General features: G+C 42.4%; 28 protein-coding genes. 24 read left to right on the forward strand and 4 right to left on the reverse strand.

Features of this window, described 5'->3' with window-relative positions; genetic code table 11:
* The first annotated feature begins 255 nt into the window (after positions 1 to 255).
* From ACJJIP_RS06590 to ACJJIP_RS06665, 16 genes are all read left to right on the forward strand, one after another.
* On the forward strand, positions 256 to 549 hold the full coding sequence (locus ACJJIP_RS06590; protein ID WP_282953001.1) for a hypothetical protein: 294 nt from the start codon (positions 256 to 258) through the stop codon (positions 547 to 549).
* A 151-nt stretch (positions 550 to 700) separates the two neighbouring features.
* Positions 701 to 1,210 carry a hypothetical protein gene (locus ACJJIP_RS06595; protein ID WP_444946466.1) on the forward strand — a complete coding sequence of 170 codons (510 nt, stop codon included), beginning with the start codon at positions 701 to 703 and terminating at the stop codon, positions 1,208 to 1,210.
* 90 nt (positions 1,211 to 1,300) lie between these two features.
* Positions 1,301 to 2,044 (forward strand): lysozyme inhibitor LprI family protein, encoded by a 744-nt coding sequence (locus ACJJIP_RS06600; RefSeq protein ID WP_444946467.1) that lies wholly within the window; start codon positions 1,301 to 1,303, stop codon positions 2,042 to 2,044.
* A gap of 75 nt (positions 2,045 to 2,119) precedes the next feature.
* A complete protein-coding gene (locus tag ACJJIP_RS06605; protein ID WP_282953004.1) occupies positions 2,120 to 2,407 on the forward strand; it encodes a hypothetical protein in 288 nt (95 codons plus the stop codon).
* Between the two features lie 157 nt (positions 2,408 to 2,564).
* Positions 2,565 to 2,930 carry a hypothetical protein gene (locus ACJJIP_RS06610; protein WP_282953005.1) on the forward strand — a complete coding sequence of 122 codons (366 nt, stop codon included), beginning with the start codon at positions 2,565 to 2,567 and terminating at the stop codon, positions 2,928 to 2,930.
* Between the two features lie 86 nt (positions 2,931 to 3,016).
* Positions 3,017 to 3,421, forward strand: a complete 405-nt coding sequence (locus ACJJIP_RS06615; RefSeq protein WP_444946468.1) for a hypothetical protein — start codon at positions 3,017 to 3,019, stop codon at positions 3,419 to 3,421.
* 22 nt (positions 3,422 to 3,443) lie between these two features.
* Positions 3,444 to 4,307 (forward strand): hypothetical protein, encoded by an 864-nt coding sequence (locus ACJJIP_RS06620; RefSeq protein WP_444946469.1) that lies wholly within the window; start codon positions 3,444 to 3,446, stop codon positions 4,305 to 4,307.
* The gene (locus tag ACJJIP_RS06625; RefSeq protein ID WP_444946470.1) at positions 4,300 to 4,617 is read left to right on the forward strand and encodes a hypothetical protein; all 318 of its coding nucleotides are present in this window, start codon (positions 4,300 to 4,302) and stop codon (positions 4,615 to 4,617) included. The genes ACJJIP_RS06620 and ACJJIP_RS06625 overlap by 8 nt, the downstream gene beginning before the upstream one ends.
* 89 nt (positions 4,618 to 4,706) lie before the next feature.
* The gene (locus tag ACJJIP_RS06630) at positions 4,707 to 5,015 is read left to right on the forward strand and encodes a hypothetical protein (protein ID WP_444946471.1); all 309 of its coding nucleotides are present in this window, start codon (positions 4,707 to 4,709) and stop codon (positions 5,013 to 5,015) included.
* Positions 5,016 to 5,217: 202 nt separating this feature from the next.
* The gene (locus tag ACJJIP_RS06635) at positions 5,218 to 5,466 is read left to right on the forward strand and encodes a hypothetical protein (RefSeq protein ID WP_020413316.1); all 249 of its coding nucleotides are present in this window, start codon (positions 5,218 to 5,220) and stop codon (positions 5,464 to 5,466) included.
* A 149-nt stretch (positions 5,467 to 5,615) separates the two neighbouring features.
* Positions 5,616 to 5,900, forward strand: a complete 285-nt coding sequence (locus ACJJIP_RS06640; protein ID WP_444946472.1) for a hypothetical protein — start codon at positions 5,616 to 5,618, stop codon at positions 5,898 to 5,900.
* Positions 5,901 to 7,161: 1,261 nt separating this feature from the next.
* Positions 7,162 to 7,641 carry a hypothetical protein gene (locus tag ACJJIP_RS06645; protein WP_444946473.1) on the forward strand — a complete coding sequence of 160 codons (480 nt, stop codon included), beginning with the start codon at positions 7,162 to 7,164 and terminating at the stop codon, positions 7,639 to 7,641.
* Between the two features lie 206 nt (positions 7,642 to 7,847).
* Positions 7,848 to 8,156 (forward strand): transposase, encoded by a 309-nt coding sequence (locus tag ACJJIP_RS06650; RefSeq protein ID WP_444946474.1) that lies wholly within the window; start codon positions 7,848 to 7,850, stop codon positions 8,154 to 8,156.
* 11 nt (positions 8,157 to 8,167) lie between these two features.
* Positions 8,168 to 8,764: an IS3 family transposase gene (locus tag ACJJIP_RS06655; protein ID WP_444946910.1), complete on the forward strand. Its 597-nt coding sequence runs from the start codon at positions 8,168 to 8,170 to the stop codon at positions 8,762 to 8,764.
* A 283-nt stretch (positions 8,765 to 9,047) separates the two neighbouring features.
* Entirely contained in the window at positions 9,048 to 9,371 is a 324-nt protein-coding gene (locus ACJJIP_RS06660; protein ID WP_020413309.1) for a hypothetical protein, read from the forward strand.
* Positions 9,372 to 9,553: 182 nt separating this feature from the next.
* On the forward strand, positions 9,554 to 9,910 hold the full coding sequence (locus tag ACJJIP_RS06665; protein ID WP_353376636.1) for a GmrSD restriction endonuclease domain-containing protein: 357 nt from the start codon (positions 9,554 to 9,556) through the stop codon (positions 9,908 to 9,910).
* 127 nt (positions 9,911 to 10,037) lie between these two features.
* Here the strand turns inward: ACJJIP_RS06665 and ACJJIP_RS06670 are convergent, their stop codons facing one another.
* The 3 genes from ACJJIP_RS06670 to ACJJIP_RS06680 form a co-directional block, all read right to left on the reverse strand.
* Positions 10,038 to 10,865, reverse strand: a complete 828-nt coding sequence (locus ACJJIP_RS06670; protein ID WP_444946475.1) for a hypothetical protein — start codon at positions 10,863 to 10,865, stop codon at positions 10,038 to 10,040.
* 1,093 nt (positions 10,866 to 11,958) lie between these two features.
* The gene (locus ACJJIP_RS06675) at positions 11,959 to 12,477 is read right to left on the reverse strand and encodes a hypothetical protein (protein WP_444946476.1); all 519 of its coding nucleotides are present in this window, start codon (positions 12,475 to 12,477) and stop codon (positions 11,959 to 11,961) included.
* 55 nt (positions 12,478 to 12,532) lie between these two features.
* Positions 12,533 to 13,756 (reverse strand): polymorphic toxin type 44 domain-containing protein, encoded by a 1,224-nt coding sequence (locus ACJJIP_RS06680; protein WP_282953020.1) that lies wholly within the window; start codon positions 13,754 to 13,756, stop codon positions 12,533 to 12,535.
* Between the two features lie 1,119 nt (positions 13,757 to 14,875).
* On the opposite strand from ACJJIP_RS06680, the gene ACJJIP_RS06685 reads away from it, so the two are divergent.
* The 4 genes from ACJJIP_RS06685 (at position 14,876) to ACJJIP_RS06700 (ending at position 18,012) form a co-directional block, all read left to right on the forward strand.
* Positions 14,876 to 15,073 (forward strand): hypothetical protein, encoded by a 198-nt coding sequence (locus ACJJIP_RS06685; protein ID WP_444946477.1) that lies wholly within the window; start codon positions 14,876 to 14,878, stop codon positions 15,071 to 15,073.
* A 15-nt stretch (positions 15,074 to 15,088) separates the two neighbouring features.
* Positions 15,089 to 15,448: a LexA family protein gene (locus ACJJIP_RS06690; RefSeq protein ID WP_444946911.1), complete on the forward strand. Its 360-nt coding sequence runs from the start codon at positions 15,089 to 15,091 to the stop codon at positions 15,446 to 15,448.
* A 1,372-nt stretch (positions 15,449 to 16,820) separates the two neighbouring features.
* Positions 16,821 to 17,402, forward strand: coding sequence for a hypothetical protein (locus ACJJIP_RS06695; protein ID WP_444946478.1), 582 nt, complete (start codon positions 16,821 to 16,823; stop codon positions 17,400 to 17,402).
* A gap of 82 nt (positions 17,403 to 17,484) precedes the next feature.
* Positions 17,485 to 18,012: a CbrC family protein gene (locus tag ACJJIP_RS06700; protein ID WP_444946479.1), complete on the forward strand. Its 528-nt coding sequence runs from the start codon at positions 17,485 to 17,487 to the stop codon at positions 18,010 to 18,012.
* Positions 18,013 to 19,175: 1,163 nt separating this feature from the next.
* Here ACJJIP_RS06700 and ACJJIP_RS06705 read toward each other — a convergent pair.
* Positions 19,176 to 19,391, reverse strand: coding sequence for a hypothetical protein (locus ACJJIP_RS06705; RefSeq protein WP_444946480.1), 216 nt, complete (start codon positions 19,389 to 19,391; stop codon positions 19,176 to 19,178).
* 1,161 nt (positions 19,392 to 20,552) lie between these two features.
* On the opposite strand from ACJJIP_RS06705, the gene ACJJIP_RS06710 reads away from it, so the two are divergent.
* The 4 genes from ACJJIP_RS06710 to ACJJIP_RS06725 all read left to right on the forward strand — a co-directional run bounded on the left by ACJJIP_RS06710 (position 20,553) and on the right by ACJJIP_RS06725 (position 23,023).
* The gene (locus ACJJIP_RS06710; protein ID WP_282953027.1) at positions 20,553 to 20,990 is read left to right on the forward strand and encodes a hypothetical protein; all 438 of its coding nucleotides are present in this window, start codon (positions 20,553 to 20,555) and stop codon (positions 20,988 to 20,990) included.
* A complete protein-coding gene (locus ACJJIP_RS06715) occupies positions 20,987 to 21,421 on the forward strand; it encodes a hypothetical protein (RefSeq protein WP_282953028.1) in 435 nt (144 codons plus the stop codon). Before ACJJIP_RS06710 ends, ACJJIP_RS06715 begins: the two co-directional genes overlap by 4 nt.
* Positions 21,422 to 21,510: 89 nt before the next feature.
* Positions 21,511 to 21,864, forward strand: a complete 354-nt coding sequence (locus ACJJIP_RS06720; RefSeq protein ID WP_353376646.1) for a hypothetical protein — start codon at positions 21,511 to 21,513, stop codon at positions 21,862 to 21,864.
* A 154-nt stretch (positions 21,865 to 22,018) separates the two neighbouring features.
* Positions 22,019 to 23,023, forward strand: a complete 1,005-nt coding sequence (locus ACJJIP_RS06725) for a hypothetical protein (RefSeq protein ID WP_444946481.1) — start codon at positions 22,019 to 22,021, stop codon at positions 23,021 to 23,023.
* Positions 23,024 to 23,063 lie beyond the last annotated feature (40 nt).

Here is a 23,063-nt window from a genome sequence, read left to right on the forward strand (position 1 = left end):
AGAGCCATGGCTTACATCTTCAGAAATTCCCCCCTAACTTATTGATTTAATTATGGGTAAAATGTGTTCAAGAGCGGGGGGCGAGCCAGGCGACTTGAGCCAATGGCTCACTATCTCTGGTTACTATTTAGACAAAAATTTATAACCTGCTGTATGTATAGGCTTTTCTGTGGAGCTTGGAAGCTCCCTCCCAGAAATAGTGGCCAAATGGATAGTTAGCCATTGGCTCATTAATAAACTGTTAAGCGGTAAACTATGGAATTAGCTGGAGCCGTCATTTCAACCATTTTGCTAGCCGTTACGATAGTAATTGGTGGGTTGTGCTTTTTTAAAGGTATTTATTTTATGTTTAAAGCATCTGTAAATAGAAATAAGGATGTAACTAATCAGAGTTCATTTGTAAGGTTTAACTTTTTTAACTCTCTGTGGGTACCAAGAGGGTTGAATGAAAAAGGTAAGATTTATAGGTGTAAGGCTGCTAAAAATATGTTTGTATTCTTTGGCTTGCTGTTATTAACAGCAGCTGTAAGTAGCTATTTTGGTGTTTAGGTGGCATCGCTTAACAAACGGCTGTAGTCGCCATGTAAAAAGACGCATGGCTGGGTCGGCCTTTCCGTTGTTTGCTTATGTGCTTATCGCTAGGCTAGCACATCACAAAGAACTCCAAGTCCGCCCCTAAGCCGGGCGTTAACCATAAAAAATGATATCGAGCAAAATCACAATAAATGACGCAGAAATCAAGATAGAGCATGAAGAGTGCTCCGATCCCAGTTGGTGCCGAGATAAAGATATATTTATTGAGTCAAGTAACTCTGAAAATAACACTTTATCTACCATTACCTTCAATGATTATCTGACTATTTATGTTTTCTGGGAGTCGTGCTCATCGGGTGTATCTCAGGAAGTGTTGTACGTGCCTGAAACAGGTGTTTTGTTCTTAGGTTGTGGCTCCATTAGTGCCCGGGTATCTACAAGAGACAGCAAACTCATAGGTATTGAGAATATGTGCCTCTTTTGGGGTTTAAGTAGGCATAAAGAGTATGTGCTTGAAACTGGTGAGTTAGAATGCTTCCTTTTTTCATTATCGGGCAAGAAAATATCAGCCACAGCTGTAGATCCGCCTTATGAAATGGAAGTTACAGAAAAAGGTATCAAGTTCGATTCCATTGTTCTTGGTAGCACTTGGCTAAGGTATGAGGGCAATGGTTAACAAGTCAAAGCTGTCCCCTTTTTTGTTCCAAAAAAGCCGCCAACTTCATCATGCCGGTGTTTGAGACGTTACGTGCGATAAGGATATTTAATGAAAATTAGTTTCTTTACATTAATTGCTTTTTTGATTGTTAGCTCACCTGATATTTTTGCCACAAGCTTTGATTGTGAGAAGGCTTCTACCAGTTCTGAATTATTGATCTGTTCTAATAGGCGACTTGGATCTTATGATGAAAATCTATCAGCTGTCTATAAGTCTGTCATGTCGACATTTGCAGGGCAAAAGTCGTTGGAGATTAAGAAAGAGCAGATTAGCTGGATTAAAAAGCGGAATGATGCATGTAAAGATGAAAAGAGTTGCATCTCGGCATACAAGCAACGCACAGCAGAGCTCAGAGAACTTTTATGGAGCGAGAGTGACTTAGAATCGTTTTCGATTGATCGGCAGTCATGTAGGGCAACTAAAGATCAGGAGATTCTAATAAAGTGCATTAAGTTGAATATTTACGATCCATGCGACGATGCTGGTGGTAAATGGGGGGCGGCACAATGTGGTTGGGCTCATAATATGATAGCTGAAAGAAGAATTGATGCTCTAGACGCAGAGATTATTGAGAAACTAAGTAAAGCTGCCGATGGAAACGAATTAATAGAACGCTTTAAATCAACCTCAGCTGTGTGGCGCTCATATAGGGATTCACACTGTGCACTTATAAATGAAATGGACGGACTTGAAAACTTCAGTGGTTACCGATTACATATGGCATTCTGTAAACGCCGATTAAGTGAAATGAGAGTGGTCGAACTAGAAAAAATCTATGCTAGTTCTGAATAAAAACGTAACAAGTGCGTGCATTTGACCTCCGCTTCGCTGCGGCAAATGACGCGGGCGTTATGAAGCTTTTCAACTATGAGCAATAAACAAAAAGAAGTAGTAGATGATGTATTGGTGAAGGATGCCCGCCGAGCTCTATGGGCAGTGGGTTGCATCAATTTACTGGTGTTATTCTTCTTTCTAGTCGAAGGTTTCGAGAATGAAATAGTAATTGTCGGATTGGTGGTGCAGGGAATAACCTTTGTATTTTGGCTAGTGCCAGTATTTCTATACCAGGTATTGAGGCAAAAGCTACCTCTTAAAGTGGCTACTTATAAAACTCTTTCTTCGTACAGGAATGCCATGGATCAAGTCTCGTGGTAGGGCTCCATAACAAGGTCGGGCAATTTGCTCTGGGCCTCCGGCCCTCCGCGGGGCAGCTTACCTTATGCGCCTTTCGCGTGGGTCGCTTTGCACCCATTTTCGCGCAAAAGACGCATAAGGTAAGCTGCCCCTGTCGGCGGCGTTATGTGTAAAATCCATGAGTAGACATCAAGGAAAGCAAGAAGAGCGAGAATTTGAGGGAGAGAAACTTCCTTCAGAATTCAAGCTATCTCGCTCTAAAATAATGTATATCGAAGATAAGTCGGGCGGCCTAGAAGGTGAGGCTCGTATTGGTCGTGTTTACTTATCAAAGTCAGGAAAAACGCTTTACTATCGAGGAATGAAATTTCAAAGCCTTAAAGGTAGTGGCTTTAAAGCAAATTACTTCGAGGTCGAGTCTGGTGACCACTATTGGATATCCGGGCCCCGTAAAGATAAAAATGACCGTCTGTATGGCGGTAACAGAGGTGTGGAAATAGACAATGATGTCCATGAAGAGTACAGGCAGTACATCAACACTTAACAAGTGGCGGCACAATCGCCACACTTCGTGTGGTTGGACAAAGCACTACCTGCTTTGCTTGTACGCCGGGCGTTAAGTGTAAAAACATGATCAAGCACATTTTCAAAATTTTAGGATTGATGCTTCTTTTTATAGGGGTAGGAACTATTGGGTTCTATAAATTGGCAGGAACATATTCCGGTCAAGATGCAATTTGTTTGTCTGGGCTAATTGCAGGTATTTGTGTTGGCTTGTGGTACGGAAAAGCAAATGGAGTTCAAGCAATCTATGCCGTATTAGCGTGTGCTGTTATTTTAAGCCTGCCGCTAGTGATTTTATCGCTCTTCATGGCTTACGCCAATCAAGACTACGCTGAGTCATTAGCGTTTTTTAGCATCGGTTTTGCGTTGCTTTCATCATATGTAGTAGGTCTGGGCTGGGGTAAACACTTAACAAGACAAAGCAGCAAGGGCCCTTCGGGCCGGGACGCGCTACCGCGCGCCCCCGTTTGAAGCGTTAACTGTTGTATGCACTATGAGACTATTTACTGATTTTTATACAAAGGTTGCACTTAAGCTTTATCCATTCAGGTGGTTATTAGTTGTGTCCTTTTTTCTTCCTTTTATAGGTTGGTCTCCTGTCTCGACGGCATTACTGTTAATGCTGTGGGTGTGGACGAATTTAGGACTGTTTATTGTTTTAACTTATGGACCTATAAACCATTTTGAGGGTTCTATTATATGGAGTGACGGGTGGCGGCCTATAGCTTGGGTTTTCCTAATCCCCATCCTACTGGGAGCCTTGGCTGCAACAGTTCTAATTTCATATGCTCTTATACAAAGTAGTTTACAAACCGCAGCAGGCGCTCCCGTTGGTCGCAGGGACAGCCAAAACACTGCGCTTATTTGTCTGCCCCTGTGCGGGGCGTTAGGTGAACAAGGAATATCATTGAAAAATTTGAAAATAGTTTTCATTGTCATTGCCTTATTTCTGGCAGGATGCACGAGTACTGGTAAATTGTATTACTTTGACTCACAAGGAGATCGAAAACTTGCATGTGATATAGAGTTTATTGGTAATCCTACTATTGATAAGTATGCAGTTGAGTATTCTTTAAGTTTGTGTGCTAAAGCAGCTGTCAAAAAAGGCTATAAAATAAACGAAACCTACTTGCTTGAAATTAATACAACGATTCCCAATGCACCATGTGGTCGTCAGTGGTCACATAAACTGGTAAAGGAAAAATATACTATTGGTGAGCTAACAAAGAAGGAATACGGTTACATAATCGCTTATATAGATCTTGGGCTTGCAACAACGGAGCAATGTTCACCTAACAAAAATCCAGGTGACGCCCACGGCGCACCTGATCTAGGCGTTATGTTTTGTCATGAATAAAGTAGAAGCACATAAACATTCCTTCAGCCCAGAAGACTGGCCATCCGATTTTGATGACAATGTAGGGGCAGTTACCACCAAGTTCGCCATGAGCGGAGAGCAGCCCATTGTTGAGGTTCTCCACTGGAAGGATGGTGATTGGCAGTTCATGTGCAATACCACCGAAGATGCAAGTGACGGAATGATTGTGTGTATGGGGTGCTTGTTTACGAAATTTCCATGGATAGCTGGATTTAAAGATCTAAAGCCCGGCTATGTGGCATATTTAGATAAAGGTCGATGGTTAGTTGAGCCCATCGATGAAACATAATAAGCCGCAGCGATCGCTCCCGTTGGTCGCTGGGACAACCAAAACGCTGTGCTTATTTATCTGCCCCTGTGTGGGGTGTTAGGCATCATATGAAAATAATCACCGAGCAAGATGCTTACTTCCTTGTCGCTCTAAATGCATCAGAGGAGTCATCGCTGATAGAGCTAAAATGGGAGTTTGAGAAGTGGGACCACGGTTCTATTGATGTAACCAACATCATAGAATCTCTCATCAATGACGGCACCATTTTGCTAAGTGAGCGAGACGGAGATAGCTTTAGTGACTACTCCATAAGCAACGCCCTAGTTAAGGTAGAGAATTGGAGTAATTCTGAGTCTTGGAGTACCATTCTATTTCTAACCGAGGCAGGCGATAGGCGGTGGGAAATCGACGATTAGGGTATTACCACGAAGCGTGCAAAGCATTTAATGTTTTCAAATAAAGGGAGTGTTACTCGTGTTCAGTAGCTGAGTAGAGAGCATGCCTAACAAAAAGCTTAACTACACTCCGGCCGCATGCGACCTCCGTCGGACAGCCAAAAGCGTGCTTCGCACTGGCTGCCGGTTAGCTCAATGTTAAATGTCATTCAGGATTAAAACGATGTTTTCATGGATAGTATTTATTTTAGGTTTAGTTGCTTCATGGCACTACACCGACCTTCAATCAGAAAGTGTATTTCAAAGTACGATCTTGCCAATTTTAGTAGGCGTATTTCTAATTCTACTGCTAATCAAATTTGTTTTTCTTTTAGGTCCGGATAGTGGTCGTGGTGGTCACAGTGGAGATGGCGGTGGTGGATTTTTTGGTGGTGATGGGGGTTGTGGAGGCGGAGATGGTGGCGGTTGCTAATGCTAACTTTAAAGTGCATGACAAAAACATTTAACAAAAACATTTAACAAAAATGTTAAACACCGCTACATGCCTTCGGCATTCCGCTGGATTCGCTCCTGCGTCGCTTGCCGTTTACATTGGCGTTATGTTTTCTGAACGAGTGAAACATGGATAAGAAGGATGCCCAAATAAAGATTCTTGCTCAGGCTGTTTATGAGATGCGCTTACTGCTTAGTGATCATCTTGGTAGCACTGATAAAGAAATGCTTTGTGAGGCTGTATCTGCGCATTTAGCTTACGCATTACATAATGAAGCCTTGGCAATAATTGAAGGTCGCCCTGAAGATTTCGATATAAATAAGGCAATCGAAAGTATCAAAAAGGTCGATGAAAGATACGGTGAGCAATTCGGGAGTCGATTTGAGGAGCTTGTCAGTTCCACTAAAACATAACAAGCGCAGGTTGTCGGAACGCCTTTTCGCTCCTTCGTCGCTACAAGTCGTCCGCAACTGCAGGGGTTATTGGGCAACATGAATAAATTCAGCACTATGGTTGTCGCTTCTATTTCAGGACTGGTTGGACTGCTTGTCGGCCTAGTAGCATTTTTTATAAATTGGAACGTGTATGGAGGAGGTATGCCGGCTTACAAAGCTCTCTTGCTTCCGGGAAATATATCGCTAATTTATATATGGCATCCCATTTTTACGGAAGAAATCGATTTTTGGCCAAAACTTGTACTCCAGTCGCTCGGCCAATTTGGTATTGTTGCAGTAGTGAGCGGAGTCGGCACAAAGCTAGTAAGGTGGGCTCTGCAATTCCGAGCCCAATAACAAGGCCGAGCAGTTTGCTCCGGGCCTGCGGCCCTTCGCGGGGCAGCTTACCTTGTGCACGTTTTGCGCAGGTCGCTGCGCTCACATTTTTGCGCAAAACGCGCACAAAGTAAGCTGCCCCTGCCGGCGGCGTTAACTGTACGCTATGAATAAACATATTTGGGTGTCCGTAGTTATTATTGCCTTACCGTTTGCCCTTCTAATGATGGGGCGAAGCGATTCTGAGGCAATAAGTAATATTGGTCAGCTGGTTGAGATGCTATATCTCTCTCCTGGACTCATAGCGCCAGACGAATTGTTCGGGTTCCAAGAAGATATAGGGCTTCTACCAACAAAATTAGGTAGGTTTTTAGTTGCAACGTGCTATTTGTTGATTTATTGGGGCACTGTGTTCCTAATAAAGAAAGGCGTGTGTAGTGACGTGCACCACAGTTAACAAACACAGGCTGTCGGACAACCGGGACGGCGCTTCGCGTCTAAAATCGCCCGATTTCCGCAGTTGCGGGCGTTGTGTGCAAAAAACTCCGCCCCTTTCTAAACTAAAATACTCGCACAATGAATGAAAAGCACATCATACCCCTTTATTGGATTATTTTCATTATCATACCGACCTTAATTGTAAGCAGCGCAGTCATAGCATTCTCTATGCCCAAATGGATTATCGTAGTAACAGTCTTTAGCCTTCTTATTGTAGGTGAGCATGGTTTAAGAAAGTGGAAACAAATCTTAAGTAGCAAGAAACCACCCAGATAACCATTACTAAATACACATAACAAGGCGCTCAAGGCGAACTCATTTTCATTACTTCAAATTTGTGCTTGAATAGCACAAATTAAAATCAACAAAAATCAGCCGCTTAGCACGGTGTTAGTGTTCGAGAATAATGAAGAATATCGTAATTTTATTGACATTATTTCTTTCAGGTTGCGTGGTTGTTACAGAAAGAACCACAGAAGATGGTTTTGTGATTGCTTACGGAAAACTTCAGATCGACATACTTCAGTCAAATCTACCCGAGGAAGAAATTAACGTTTCATTTGCAGATAAAGATGGCAATGAGTTGCCAGAAATTGCTCAAGTCCGCAAGTCAAACGGAAAAGTTGTTGTGAATATTGATCAAAACTGGGGCAGAGAATACGGAAATACAAGAGAGTGCTTATTGTATGGCGGAGATAGATTCTGCCGGATACAATCTAATCGCTTAGAGTTTGAAGAGTACATTGTGGTGCGGAGCAAAGGTTCGCCTATTAGAAAGTACCTTATTTCCGATCTGAAAAACTGTAATCTATCTGGTCTTGTTTGCAAAAACCTAGGTGCTGATGGATGGGTGATTACAATGGATATCGCAGTGGTACAATACTAACAATCACAGGCAGTATCCTACGGCCTTTTGGGCCTCTGCGAGACGTTCTACTTTGCGCGCTTATTGCGCCGGTCGCTTCGCTCCCATTATCGCGCAAAAAAGCGCACAAAGTTGGCCGCCCCTGCTGTGGGCGTTATACGTAAGACTTGCCCACGTTTGGTAGACACCCTGTATAGTTAGGTTTAGGCCTAACACGGAGGTGTATCATGGGTAAGAAAAGAACTCAGGCGTATACGGAGGAGTTCCGTAGAGAAGCAGTTAAGAGAGCAGAAAAGCCTGGAGCAACAACGGCTTCTGTGGCTCGAGAGCTAGGCGTCAGCGCACAGCAGATCTACAACTGGCGTCGTCAATTTAATCGACTGTCTGATAAGCAGTTCAATAGTTTAGACGGCGTCAACTATTCCAAGCAGGAAAGCACTGAAGTTCGCAAGCTCAAGAAGGAACTGCATGAAGCACGTCAGGAGGTTGAATTTCTAAAAAAGGCAGCTGCGTACTTTGCGAACCACCAAGAGTAAAGTACGCACTGATACAAGAGCATGTGGGGTCATTCCCGGTTAGCTTGATGTGTCGGTGTTTAGAAGTCTCAAGATCGGGTTATTATCGATGGCGAGGGCGGTTGCCACCTTCTCGCACGATTAGAAAGATACGAACAATCGATAAAATCCGAGAGACGTTTACTGCGTTTAAAGGTCGTTATGGAGCGCCTAGAATCGCTTGCGAGCTTCGAGAGTTAGGTGAGCCATGTTCACGGAACTACGTCGCTAAGCTTATGCATCAGGAGCATATTAAAGCGAGAAACGGCAAAGGCTTTCGATATAGTCAGCCCGTAGAGGGGAGCATTAATGTCTCCGCCAACTTACTTAAGCGTTGCTTTGATGTGGATCGACCAAATTGCCGCTGGACAAGTGACATTACGTATATCTGGGTTCTGGAGCGGTGGCTGTACCTCGCGGTAGTTATGGATCGGTACTCTCGACGTATTGTAGGTTGGGCATTCGACTCCCAGATGACCGATGAATTGACACGCCGAGCATTGAAAATGGCTCTAGAGCGACGACAAATAAAGCCTGGACTAATAGTTCACTCTGACAGGGGTGTGCAATATAGAGTGGTTGCTGCTTAGACTTTATCAACGGAATCTAAGATAAGTATAAATTTTGACAAATAGTGACAGGCATCTTAAGCAATCCCTCTAATCTGCCACTAAAATTCTATTATAGGGGTTCTCAAATTGGTCGACAGCGGTCAAAATATCGACCAGCAAAAGAGTGATTATGATTCTGCCATGTGCTTGGCTTTAATCAGAGATATAAACTATTTGATTTAATGGATTTAGCATGCAAGGTAGATAACATGGCACTTTTTTAGATGCCTTATTATTTATTATTTATTATTTAGATTAGAATATGAAAAAAATATATTTTCTTTGTGCTTTTTTTTCTATTTCAAACAATGCGCTTAGTGCCGAAGTACCAGTGTCTGAGATCACGTACATTGCTCCCTGGACTCCCTTTGTTGATGTACGGATGAGCACGCCGGCTATAGACCCTGAGAATTGTGGTAGTAGCAGTTCATACCGTATTGATCTCTTAAACGATTCAGGAAGCGAGGCTAAACTGTCAACTTTACTTGCAGCTTTTATGGCCGGTAAACAAGTAGGCTTGAGTATTAGTGGCTGCTTAAGTGGTCGCCCAAAAATAAATGCCGTGCGCTTGTCTAATGTGCAATAACCTGTGTTTGTTTTCCTAATCCACCTCCTGTGCGATCCCTTAAAACAACAATGAGGGGTCGTCATGCACCTGATTCTACCGTTTTATCTGGCTGCCACGCTGGTCTGACTCTGACGGTAATTGTCAGAGCACACACCATGAGCTCCTAGTTCAGTTCTCCTTGGCACCTGTAACCTTCACCAATGCTAAGCGCTGTAGATACAGGCCTGTGGTTGGACCCTTATACAGGTCAATTCTTTAGTCTGGCGTCCGACTTAGATGTTGAGCACATCGTGCCGTTGTCTTGGGCACATGAGCATGATGGTGCCAATTGGACCGTTAAGCTGAAGCGTCAATTTGCAGAAGACCCTGAGAATCTATGGCTAGTCGATGACGACCGGAACCAAACCAAGGGCGATAAGGGTCCCTATGAGTGGATGCTACCTTATGAACCGGTCCAGGTAATCTTTGTGCAGCGGTTTATGGCGATAGTGGAGAAATATGGACTGAAGTTCTCGCCGGAAGAGTCAACTCAGATATTGGCACTTCTGGAAGAGTAGGGTAGCCATAGCTCTAAGAGATCGTAGCCAGCCTTGGTTCTTAGAGCTATGTCAAAACAGGATCGTTTAATATGGCGGTTTGGTTAGGAATGTTACTCGAGAGCACCATTACCAATGGGTGGTGGTATTAACAGCTTACGCTTTTTGCAACACACCTGACCTCGTCACCTATTACTTCGCAAGTGACGTCAGCTTTCTTGCACCCTTCCAGGCCTGGCATATTTCCTCCCCAATTATTGTATCCTTGCAGGAATTCATTTATTTGCTCAGGAGTTTCAAGTACAAAAGTTCCAGCGAATCCTTTAACTGTCGTTGGTACAGAGTTGTTGTTGGCGTCTTTGGCGCTGCCTTCTATATACTCAAACTCTATTTGGTTGTTATTAATTTCAGAAATTTTGAATTTTGCAGATGATCCGTCCACAAAAACGATTGTTACTGTGATCTCTGCTTCGATTATTCCTGCAATTTCCGTTGCAGCTGTAGCATAGTTACCTATTTTATTTCTTAGGCCAATGTTTTCAGATAAATAATCTGCGATATCATTTCTAGTCTTACTTTTTCCTGACATGTCCCAGGCGCTATTTCCAATTTCAGCTGGAATTTGTATTGGGTCTGTTGTAGATAAATCTATATAGGCAACCATTAAGTTGTCAAAAAGATTCTCAAATTCGCTATCTACACTAGATGATTGCCCTATTGCAGCGTCTGGCTCCATGCTCGATCCGCTTGAGTTCACACCTATGTATGCTTTAATAACGTCATTGTTAGTGTCAATTATGTAGTATTTCTTACGCCAGTTGTCGAGTGCTACCTCGTTAGCTTTATTTTGATAGCTTTCACAGTTGTTGCACCAATATACGTTTGGTTCATAAAGTTCTGGGGGCATTATTATTATTTGTGCACTAGTGCTGCCAGAAAAAATAAGAGCTAAGAAAGTCAAAAGTCTAGCGATCACGTTAAATATCCTTAATAAACTACTGGTTGAATGGTTCTGTTCCAGAGGCAGCCTGGATTACATAAAAATGAGCCTTCGCATCAAAAATTCAACCACTTCTAAGCATTTCGACAATATTTTACCTGAGGTTCACAGTGTGTGGGCTCCAGATGTATTACTCCTAGGTAGTTAAGCCTATAAGTGTCGATGTGCGCAGAATTATGTCAGCTATTTTGATTTGCATGGGGACTACACTTTGTAGTTATAACATTATGCGTATTCGTTGATGTTGTATTTACCTTATAAATTATTTCGGTACACTTCTTCTTAAGATTCTTTGGCAGCTGATGCTACCAGTGTTTCAAATGTCTATCAATTAAGAGGCGCTCTATTTTTGGTGCAGTTGAGCCATAAAACTCTATTACTCTTAATGGATAGTCAAAAAAGGGATAATAAATACCTTTGCCAGTTTTGACTTAAAGTATTTAGGATGTGTTTTTGTTGCTTTATGTATTCTTAAGATAAAAAGATGTATCTATTGCACAGAATTTTTAGCTAATTTTCAGCATAAGTTAAATTTATTTTCCTAATCTTTGCTTCAGCTCTTTGGATGCAGGCGGTTTAACTTAGCCCTATTTGCCTTCATCAGCATTAAGAGCTTAATGGCCAACAAAGGGGTGCGCCTAGACACCTACATTGGCTAGTTCTTCAGTCTGATCCGTTGAACACACCCTCGCATTTTCCTGAGCTGACCAGTCCAGTGGTTTAGCTTGCTAGACAGAGCTAAAAAGATGTTTGCAGAAGATTTTGGGATCTATGGTTGGTCGATGACGGCCGGAACCAGAGCAAGGGGGACAAAAGCCCTGATGAGTGGATGCCACCGTATGAACCGGTCCAGGCAATCTACGTGTAGCGGTTTATGGCGATAGTGGAGAAATATGGGCTGAAGCTCTCGCCGAAAGAGTCAACTCAGATATTGACTCTCCTGGAAGAGTAGGGTCAACTGCTTTTGTATGGCCTTGCACACATTGTAATAATTGTCTTCAGTCTTGAGTACTTGCTAGGCCGTAAGATTTATGAGACCTCCTCCTTCATTTGAGGAGGTTGACGCCGTTCATTGAACATTACCTTTTAGATTGTTAACTTCAATTTGATCAGATTCAATCTTTCCAGAGTAGTCCTCTAATTCTATTATTAAGTGCCCCCCCTCTACAGACTTAATCTTTTCTTTTTTAACATTCTCGTATGTTTTTATCACAGTTTTTTTTGCGAGAATTAATGCTACTCTGTCTAGTCTGATAAGATTAGATAGAGTGGAAGAAGTAAAGGCCCCTCCATCAAATCTATCAAAAGTATAATAAGTGCTTGGGTTTATTTCGTATGATGATTTTTTTTCTACTGAAAAATAATAAATCGTAGATATTGCCAAAAATAATACGCTATATTTAACCTTTTCTCTAAATGAGACTTTCCACTGTTTCAGTATCGTAACGTAGATTGAAAAAATTATTACAAAGAATAGAAATATATTAAGCAGGGATGGAGAGTATTTCCAGAAAAAATCATACCCAGTAAAGGGGAAAATCATAAAGAATGTGAAGTAAATAATTGCGGTCAAGACAATTTTTATCATAGTGATATTCACTTATAAGTGAGGCCTACCTTGGATTGACAGGCCTCAAAGTAGTTTAAAGCGATTCTACAATGATTACAGTTCTACTACAGCTACCCCAGCAGCCACCAGATCCGAAATACATACCGCCTCCGCTCCAACCTCCACCATACCCTAGACCACCAATACCATAGCCTGGAGCAGCTGTAGTAGGTGAGTTTACAGTTTTGTTCGGACTGCAAGAGTCAGAGTTGCTATCGGCGTTAGCATCATTCTCATATATATCTTTACTATAACTATGCCCGCCCTTAATTGGTGCCGCATCATCATGGTTGTCCCCTTCTCCGGTTGCGAGCGCATGAGCAATATTTCCCACTAATTTTCCAATATCATTAGCGTCGGGGTGGTTTGAGTTATTATAGTTTTGCCACTGTTGTACTACTGCTCCAGCGGTAAGTGCTTCCTGTTCAGTAAAGCCCATTTGATGAGCGGCAGCTCCATAAAACCAATTCCCAAACTCTTGGTCTGCATTGTAATTCGGGTTGTTTTTAAGGTCATAGGTTCGATTAGGTGCAAACATGCTAGCCATAACCGCCGCACTTAACGTGACTTTCCCTCCAGGGAGTTTGCTTGCTGCGATGCCTGCTCTCTTGAATTGCTTCAAGTGCTTATTGATATCAAAATTTGATGGCGGATTTGGGGCCTTCTGACTTGCAGTGCATGCTTGAGCAGAGCTTGAGGTTGCCATGAAAAATACGGGTTCTCTACACATGACGCTGTCACAGCCACCCGGATCAATAGGAGGAATTGTGGTTCCACCTCCTGAGCTGCCTCCTGAGCTGGTTTGTGATTTAACGTCGTAAATCTTTACAATAACCTGGGCTCTTCCATTTACCATAAGGTATGTAATGTCAACATCTTTGTTAGAAGTTAATTTTATGGTTGGAGCAATTTCGACAATGAGAGATTTATTATGTGTATTTAACGAAATTGCGTTAACAGTATCAGTACCTGAGATTGAATTTACGACTAGTTGCTTGGTATTGGAAGACCCTACCTCATATACAGATAATTTATTCTTAGTATCATCAAAAGCAAAGGAGACTATGTCAACTGGTGTTGAAGAAGGGATTTTATCTAGAGAAAAGCAGTTCTGATAAGAATTGGATTTATTTAGTTCAACCTGGACTAGGTCATTTTTTTCAATAACCACACAGTCCATACTGTCAGAGGCGAAAGCTTTACTACCAGCTAACCCCCCAATCAATAGTAAGCCAGAAATAAATCTTGACAAATACATCAATCAATTACCTATTTAAAGTTATCGTTATTGGCCAATAAATATTGACAATCGAAGATTACCAGGGTGACTTTTGGTGCACAACTGTCAAAAGTGACCATTTTCATATGCATGGTTGTTAGGAGTGCATATTGATACGCTCTTTGAGAGCCCCGCATACTGTGTGGATATTATTTAACGGTTAGAGCTAGCGAGAGTCTTCTTGCTGGTTGCTTAACAACCATAGGGAACTGTTATTTCTAGTGGTGCCATGTGTATGGTGGTTTTTAGCAGCTTACTGATCTAAAAGTCTTGGGTGGAAGATAAGGGTCGAAAGGTTGATGTTAGAAAATGATAGATAGTAACCATTTTTCCCCGGGGGAAGTTGGGGCTGTTAGTAGGGTGGGAAGTTGAGGGCAATAGTGGAGAAGTATGGGCTGAAGTTCTCACAGGAAGAGTCAGCCCAAATTTTGGCCTTGTCACAGCAATAAGCCATCGTTATACCTTACTGCCCGCAAAGTAAATAGCTAGGTGATTGTTATTTGATGACTTCAGCATCAACTACTCTGCAACGGTTGGTGCTCGCGCAGTTATCAGCACAAAGCAGGTTAACACTCCTATCAGCCATCATAGCTGCAAGTAGTACGGACATCACTGCGCCATGATAATCCTGGCTTCGATCAAGGTAAGCAATATTATGATTTACACAGGTTCCTTCAATTGAAATAGTTGAACTCAGCTTTACAGATGTTGAGCTCACGCTAGTAACTTTCAGTCCCTCTTCGCTTGACCATTGGTCAGCTATGGAAGCAGAGGATATGAACAATAGAATGATGCTAGTAATTGGAAGGAGTGGTTTCATTTGAATCAAAGCCGTTAAACATGAGAAGGCTGATTTTATCAATTTTAAAAAGTTGATTCTAGATTGTAGGACGTGTGAGCTACGCCTCCCTGTATCTTCTCTGGCAGTAGTTGCTCAATCTCTACCAGTGTTCTACACCGGCTCCCGCCGTCTTCTGTATATTCTGACTCCCTAAGCACACCTATGTGGGCGACAACTTCTTTTTGATATCGATTCTGTGTATGTATACAGTATTTTGGTAGATTGCCTCTGTGTCGACAGAAAGAAGGAGTTGGACCATGACATTCATAGAGCTTGAAGCCGAGATACGCGCTTGCTTGGACACTATTGATATGACCGCAGACACTGCCGACCCGAAGCTAAGGGACATGCTTAAGGTTCAGGTGAACAACCTGAATGCGGCAACCAATGCACTAGTAGATGAGCTGAACAGTCTTAATGAGAGGCAGGCTCAGCTCAGAGAACTATTGAAGTAAAAATACTATGAAATTATCCCTTTATATAGCAGCGGCGTCAGCTGTGGCTTCCCCTCTCCTGCTAATGACCATAAAGAGACAGCCCTTAGCCTTGATGAACATTTAATAACCAAGCCGGCTGCCACTTTCATGTCGAGGGCTAACGGTGACTCTAGGCTGGGCGTGGGTATCTTTGACCGCTCACTGACACCTGTGAATGGTGATGTTGAGGTAGTGGTGCTTGATGGGCATCTAGCTTGCAAAATTTTGGATAGAGGGAGGGGACGCTTGCTGTCTGCAAATGAGAAATACCCACCAATTCCCATCTGGGAGGGCCAGGAACTGATAGTTGTGGGTGTTGTAAAGGCGTCAATTAGGTATCATGGTACTACTTAGTTTGATGCTGTATGTCTATACAGTCCCGTCACTATTTTCGACGCTGTTTGCGTAGGCGGCCATTTCAACTATAAAATCGTTTAAAATCAATGGGTTAAGTTTTTTACCAGTTCTTTTCGGGGTGTGGTGGTCGTCGGTTCTAATCTGGCCGCTCCGACCATCTTTCTCTATATCTCATGCGGCTTTCAGCCAGTTTTCCCAAATGAGCGTAAAAAAACCAATTCCCAAGCGTATAAAAACTCTCAATCACTTCCACATTAGTGATTTCGGATCGATGCTAATGCCTCCGAGAAAGAGCTTCTCAGTAATCTCTGCATCTGTTTGGACGCATGTTTCGCTATTTCCTCTGAGTTATGGCTGGTTTTCTTGAGTGGGTGAGAGGCTAGGTCATGAAAGGTTAGCTTGGCATTACTGGGCAAGTCCTGGTGAACACCTACGTCATCGCTCACCTCCTTAAGCTGATTTGAAAGCCAGTCGGCACCATTGGTCATCTTGCTTTGCTCTCGACTGTCTCTTTTTGGGTTGATACGAAACTGCAAGCGGACAACGGTAAGTTTTAAGTGATAGCTCCGTAGCTTGATTTATTATTTATCGTAACCCTGAATGTTATGATTAGGTAAACCGTAAATAAACAGTGCGCTTTTCACTCCGCTGATTGGTAGGTTTTCTATCCACTTGCAAATACCAACTTCAGTAATGTACTCATTAAGTAAAAGGCGTCTCATAGTGGTTAGTAGAGATGGCTCTATCGCAATTGTAAGCTCTTGTAAGTCAATTTCCCGGCTGCATTATGGGTTAGCTAAAACTCACAAATAGTCAATCTCTGTCGAATTTTAGGATGGCACAGAACTAGTTTGGGAGCTTTGTCACTTGTATTGATAGGACTAAGTGTGCAGTGGTTTTGTAACAACGAAGATACTTTAGGCAGATGTAGGCTAGGGGGTAAGTGCCGTTAATTTAGTAGTGAGCTAAATTTTCGAGGTAGAAAATCATCTGGCAGTGCATAGTTCGATTGCAGCTATGGATATACCAATTGGATAATACTGGCGATTGTTACATTGGTGGGGTAGGCCTATCGCCGGTGCGGGGGCCTGAATTGTAGAGCCATGGCTAACACTCACAGAAAGATCCTCTCTAACTTATTGATTTGATTTCGTGTAAAATACGTCAAAGAGTGCGAAGCTTTACCTGGCAACTTGATCCGGTAGCTCACTTTTTGGGGTTACTATTTAGATAAAAATTTAAATCCTACTTTAAATAAGGGATTTTTTGGAGCTTGAAGGGATGTTTTCATAGAAAGTGGCCAAATAAATAGTAAGTTTCTGGCTCTTTAATAAACTGTTAGAAATCACAAGGCTAAAAGGACAAGAAATTGAAGTATTTGCTTAGGTTAATAATTGTTACTTTATTTATTACTGCGTTAAGTGGCTGTATTTCTTTCTCAAACATGAGTAAAGATTCTTCTTACTCCGATCTTGGTGAAGATTCAGTGATTATATTGGGTATAAAACCTGATTTCAGGGTTCATATTTATAAAGGGGAAGAATTAGATTATGGATGGGAAATGAATAACGTAGCAGTTACATTGAACACGTTTCCTGAGGGTGGGTATATCGTAGCTAAACTAAGCCCAAGAAGTGACGGTATAAATTATGGAGTTGGTGGTGTGTTACCTGAAGGTATTGGGGGACAGCTTTATATGCCCTGTGGAGGGAAAGAGACTATGACATTTGAGGCTCCGGCTGGGAAAGTCGTTTATGTTGGAAGTCTAGAATTTGTTGGAAGTAACGGATCAAAAAGTTTCAAGGTAACGAATGATTTCGATGATGCTAAAAAGTACTTAGAGCAGGAATATCCCTCTTTCTCTAAGCACCTGGAATACAGTGAACCCGCCATTTTAAAAGTAGCCAATATTAGCTGTACTAGAACTATCTATATTCCAGTTGTGAGCTAACCGTTGTTCTAACGATTTTGGCAGGTGACGTCTGCTGTGCAGCCATACATGCTAAAGGCATTAGCTTTCCATCGGAGAACTCATGAGATTACCAGTATTTAAATACTACCCTGATCCAATTGGTACGGGTGCCATTGAGAAAACTAATGAAGAGTGTGAATGTTGCGAGAAGTACAGAGGATATAGAGCAACATCCACAATTTACGCTATAGACGAAGTGGAGACAATCTGCCCGTGGTGTATTTTTGATGGTTCTGCGGTAGCTAAATTTGATGGGGAGTTCTCAAGTTCACATTCGTTGCTATCAGATGCGATTGCGATGGATATTGTAAAAGAAGTGTGTGAAAGAACGCCTAGCTTTATCTCTTGGCAGCAAGAACGCTGGTTATCTCATTGCAACGATGCTTGTGAGTTTCATGGAAATGCCGAGAAATCTGATTTAGAAGAACTCTCCGGTGAAGATTTAAATGAATTTCTAAGCTCCGAGTATATAAGTACAGATATGTGGCCAAGTGTTTTACAGTCTTATGTAAAAGGTGGGGGTTTTGCAGTATATAAATTCATGTGTCGAGGCTGTGGTAAGAATAGGTTTTATACCGATTGTGATTAATAAGAAGATTAAGGACACCGAAAGATTGGAGAGAGGTATCAGTTACACAACAAGCATCAGTTCTGGAGACTCTTTATTTCTGATTTAGAAGTAAGTGACGTGAATTACTGGGGATTAGTGTTCAGGCTTTGGAAAGCTTTGTTTTTGGATATAAAATTGGCAATCGTGACGTTAAGTGTTTGGGGCAGGGCTAGATTGGCAGGGGGGGTAGCAGAGAGGAAGTGCCGGCAGTCGCCCACGCTGTCTACCCAATATTTATTGAGCTGACGACAAGCTTGTTGCACTGCCCCACTGATCCCACCGGGGCTTTAAAGCAGCTTTCAAAATCCCCGGTTGAGATATAGCTAGTGCCTGGGTGAGATACCAAGCCGCTCTAGGATAGGTGGTGTGCTTTTGGCAATACAACCTCGATTTCTGGGATCTAAATACCGGTCACTCTATTCCACAATCTCCAAAAAAGTCTTCCAGCTGAAAGGGTATCCCTTCTGACATATTCAAACGCTCACCACTAACAAACGAAAATAGATCTCTGGGCTGCTCATCATAGACTACTGTACGAGTGCGCCGTTGAATCTAAGTGTAATCAGGTTGTTCAGGTGACTTCGCGATATTGACACAGATCGGATTGAGGTCTACACGGGCTATATAGATGGCGAGGACTCTTTCATCCAGTAAAGCGTGGGGTTTAAAGCGGCATACCCAAAAGCGGTCTGTACAGTTGTCTCCAGTATTAGCTTGACGGGCGATAGACTCATTCTCCATCCACAGTGAAGAAATCTATGTGCGGATCAAAAGGGAACGGAAAGCAAAGGCTTGAATATACTAAAAGGGTGGAGTAACTCCAGGCACCCAATAATTAAAAACGGGATTCCAAGCAGAATCATCGCACCTCTGTTCGTTGGGCGATATACCCGCTCTGATTCGTATGCCTCTTGGGTGCCAAAGGTAATTAGGTAGCGAATTCGAAGTGGCCATGCTGGTGTCTTGGAGGTTTTTAACAAGCAAACCCTCTTAGCCGACTGAAGGAGAGGGTAAGCGAGCTTTCTCAGTCCCACATGACGTGAACTCACTGCCTGTTTTGCTATATACAGATCTGCCGCTTTAATACTACCGAGTTCACCAGCCACTTAAAGCGGCTTTCAGAATCGCACTGAAGACAGAGCCTATGCTTTGCCAAGATACCTAGCCTTCTGATGATGGAGGAATCCATCAATGCCCTCTAGCTCTTGTGAGCCGAGTAAGCGACCAATCCAGCTGCCAGCAACGGAAGTTCCACTTTTGACGGAATCTGAATTTTGGTTTTTCTGCTCCTCGCAGCCCATTCTTTCCTGGGCGGAGCCTAAAGCAGCTTGGCTACCCTGCAAAGTGCCAGTCTGCACCTCTAGCCTTCAACCCTTCACGCTTTTTTGAACCTGTGTAACCAGAATCCCCTCTGATTTGTTGCCGTTATTTATGGGTAAAAACCTGTTGGCACCATATAACAAAAAAATCAGGAGGTTAATAACTTCGGGGAAGAGAGGCGAGTGAAAGTGCTGTGTATCGACTTGTGTGTACAAGGCAGTGAAATGGGTGCATACAGCTTTGGATGGGAGCTATGCCTAGCGATGTGGAGTATATCGTGCCCAAGAGGCTGCCAGGTGAGGGGCTGTTTGGAGGGCTCAAGTAGATGACTAGCCCAACCCGCAGATGATCGGTATTGAGCATGCAAGAACGGTCGATATTGAGTGAAAAATGAACAGCTATGCATTTTGCAGCAAAGATCAGCAGCAGCCTCTCATATCTATGGGTAAAAATTAGTAACTCATTGATATTTAAAGGGTTCCCAAATAGATATAAAGCAGCGAAAATGATGAGATATAAAGACACTGCTTTATATCTATTTTGGTTCATTTGCGCCAAGTACAGGTAACTTACTGATTCCTCGAGATTTTTCTTATGCTCGAAGAGAGAAGGGCTTGGAAATATGGAGTAGGGTAATATAAAGAAACTTCTTTTGAATTAACTGTTAGGGCTGCGCGTATGACATCTAGTGGATCAAAGCTTCTAATATCTTTCCTTCTTATCCCAAGTTCTTTATTTCTAATGAGGATTACAGGTTGGTTCGGATTGCTATTTCTTGTCTCTTTGATTTGCTCAACTCTGTTTTGCTTCGATTACGCAGCTGAACTTAGAGCTTTAGAACGGAAAACGAAAATTCAGGAATACATTTCAGTATTGCTATTTTTCCCTCAAGCAATATTTGGTTTAACATCTTTCTTAATAGGAATTTCGATAGCTGTATGGGTTCTATACAATACTTTCGTCGAGAAGCTACCTGAATACTCTGGAGGTGTTTTAACTTTTGGAATTGCTCCAGCATTGATATTGTTTGGTCTGGCTGCACTAAAGTCAGTTTTCTCAAACAAAAGGAACAAGGGAAATGAGCTCTAACAAGGCCATTAAAAATCGCACACTTCGCGTGCTGGACTCGCAACAAGTTGCTCGCCTTTTATATGGCGGCGTTAAGTGAAAATACATATCCATCAGATTCAGGCGTTTTAGTGAAGTACAAAATATTTATTGTTGCCGCTTTATTCTTATCCATAGCGGGTTGTTCAAGTACTATGGGTGGCTATATTGTCCCAGGAGAATCTATTGATCGTAATTTAGTTTACAAGGTTGAGAAGAATACGACTGATGAGAGGGGGCTAGATGAAATTATTTCACTTCAACTAAAGAAGAAAGGGTTGAAGGTTTTTGCTGAATCGTCAGATACTTCTAAAGACTATGATGTGAAAATTGTTTATGGGGGGCAATGGCAGTGGGATGTGACGTGGTATTTACTAAATGTGGATATCCGTTTTTATGAGAAAGAGTCCAGCCTGCTGCTAGCCTCAGCATATTCACATAGAACGTCCTTAGTCAGGAAAAAACCTTCACAAGTAGTTGATGAAGCTATTTCTGCACTATTTACTTTAAACAATAAGGAAGGAAGATGATTAAAAATACACTGCTACTATTTTCTGCGGTATTACTAACTGCCTGTGTTTCAAGCCCGCCTGTTTTGGTCCCAGACTCACTGAATAATGATTCCATTTCGGCAGTTGGTATGACTTGTAGTAGCCCTCATAAACTGTCGCAAGATTGTTCTGGCTTATCAGGACCTACTAAAAAGATCTCTATATCTGGCATGAAAATGAAGGTGGCTGGAACAAGTGATGGTACGGTTATAGTTATGTTTGGAACAAGTTCGATGAGTCCAAATATGCAGGAAATTAATACCAGCTATGAATTGATAAAGCGTGAATTAGTAGCCAATAAAATTGGCATTATTAAGGTAACCCCTGTTATTTCTTCAAATATTCTTTTTGGATATGCCATAGAAACAGATAAGCCATCTTATAAGCTTATATCCAAACAAAGTAGCTAACAATCACTTAACAAATTAAGGCAGCGGACACAAAACTGTGTTTTTGGTCCGTTGCTTAAAGCGTTAACAGTCAGAGGAAATAATTAACCATGTCATGGTTTTGGGATGCTTTTCAGCAGAGTCAGATCTCGGATAATCAAAAACTGAGTAGTGATGCAAAGCATGATGCTAAAGCGGCGCTTTCATCAGTCCGCGAGCTGGAAGAAAAAGTAGATCGTTTATCTTTGCTATGCCATGCACTATTTGAGGAGCTTGAGCGTTCTACAGGGTTCTCTGAGAGTCAGCTTAAAGAAAAAATGGCTGAAATTGACTTACGTGATGGGAAACTAGATGGAAAATTTGACCCCATATCTGGGAAGAACTGCCTTGATTGTGGCCATAAAATACGTAAGTCGCGCCCAAATTGCTTTTGGTGCGGCGCCAGTCTCAAAAGTATTGGCTGAGCCCCAGTTACCGAAGCAATACAGCCGACGTCTTACTTGGTGCACTTCTTGTACGGTCGCTGTGCTCCTATTTTTGTGCAAAAAGCATACAAAGCAAGTTGCTACTGATTGCGGTGTTAAGAGGCAAGAATAGTAGGTGCAATAATCACAGATTATGGAAGATAAAATTAATTCAGCAGTGAGAACGTTTGCTAGCTCGATAAACTCGGATAGTAAATTCATGGCTGATATGTCTGAACTAATTGAAGTGACGTCTCAGCTGCCTCTTTCGAGTTTTGATCACTGGGAACGTTCTATTCGTTCAGAATTTTCCTCGGCTATAAGGGAGTCTGTTCCCCCGAAGTGTGGGGTATGGTCAAAACCCAAGGAGTTAGTAACTTGGCTCGATCTTATTAGCTGGGATGGTTACAAACGTGAAAAAGCACTGCGAGCCCTTTCTGGGGCTGCGCCGAATACTTTCTTTTTCTCTCTGGCGGTTCGTAGACTCAATGATTGGGTGCCTCAAGTCCGTAAAGCCGCAAGGGAAACGCTTCTTGGGGTAGCTAGATCGACTGATCCAAAATTTGTAGTTGATGCACTATGTGTCACGCTTTCTAATTGGAACTCGTGGGGCAGGATAGAAGAAATAGATAAAGAGGTTCTTCTGAAAATTATCTGCGAAGAGGAAATAGCAAAGTCTCTTCGGTCTAAGTTAATTTCATCGGCTTCTGGACCTATGCTTTCACTCTTTTCTCAACTTGGCCGCACACCGATACTTGATGAGAAAATTGAAGAAATAGCTCAGTCTGCAATTCAGCCTACGGTTCGAGCTAAGGCATACCGCAGCTTATTTGAAGGGCGAGTAGCATGGATCGAAGGCCGAAAATGGGTGTGGACTGATATAAGGTACTGTGAAGGCAAGCTAAAACCTATCGTAGGTGAGCGAATGCTAGAAATTGAAATTCCGCTACTAGACTTATTAAAACGATCATCTGAAGATCGCTCATCCATCGTTAGGCGCCTTTCAGCAGAGATATTGATACGGGAGTTAGGCAATTTAGGTATGAAAGCACGAGTATTCGCTGAGCGCTTTGCTTCAGATAACTCACAGTCTGTATCAGAAAGGGGTGAGTTTGCCTTAAAGAAATTAGACGAAGCTGAGCGTGGCAGCACCTCTTAACATGCGCATGTTATCGGATTAGTTTTCCACTACGCTACAA

It is taken from the genome of Microbulbifer variabilis (genome assembly GCF_052467165.1).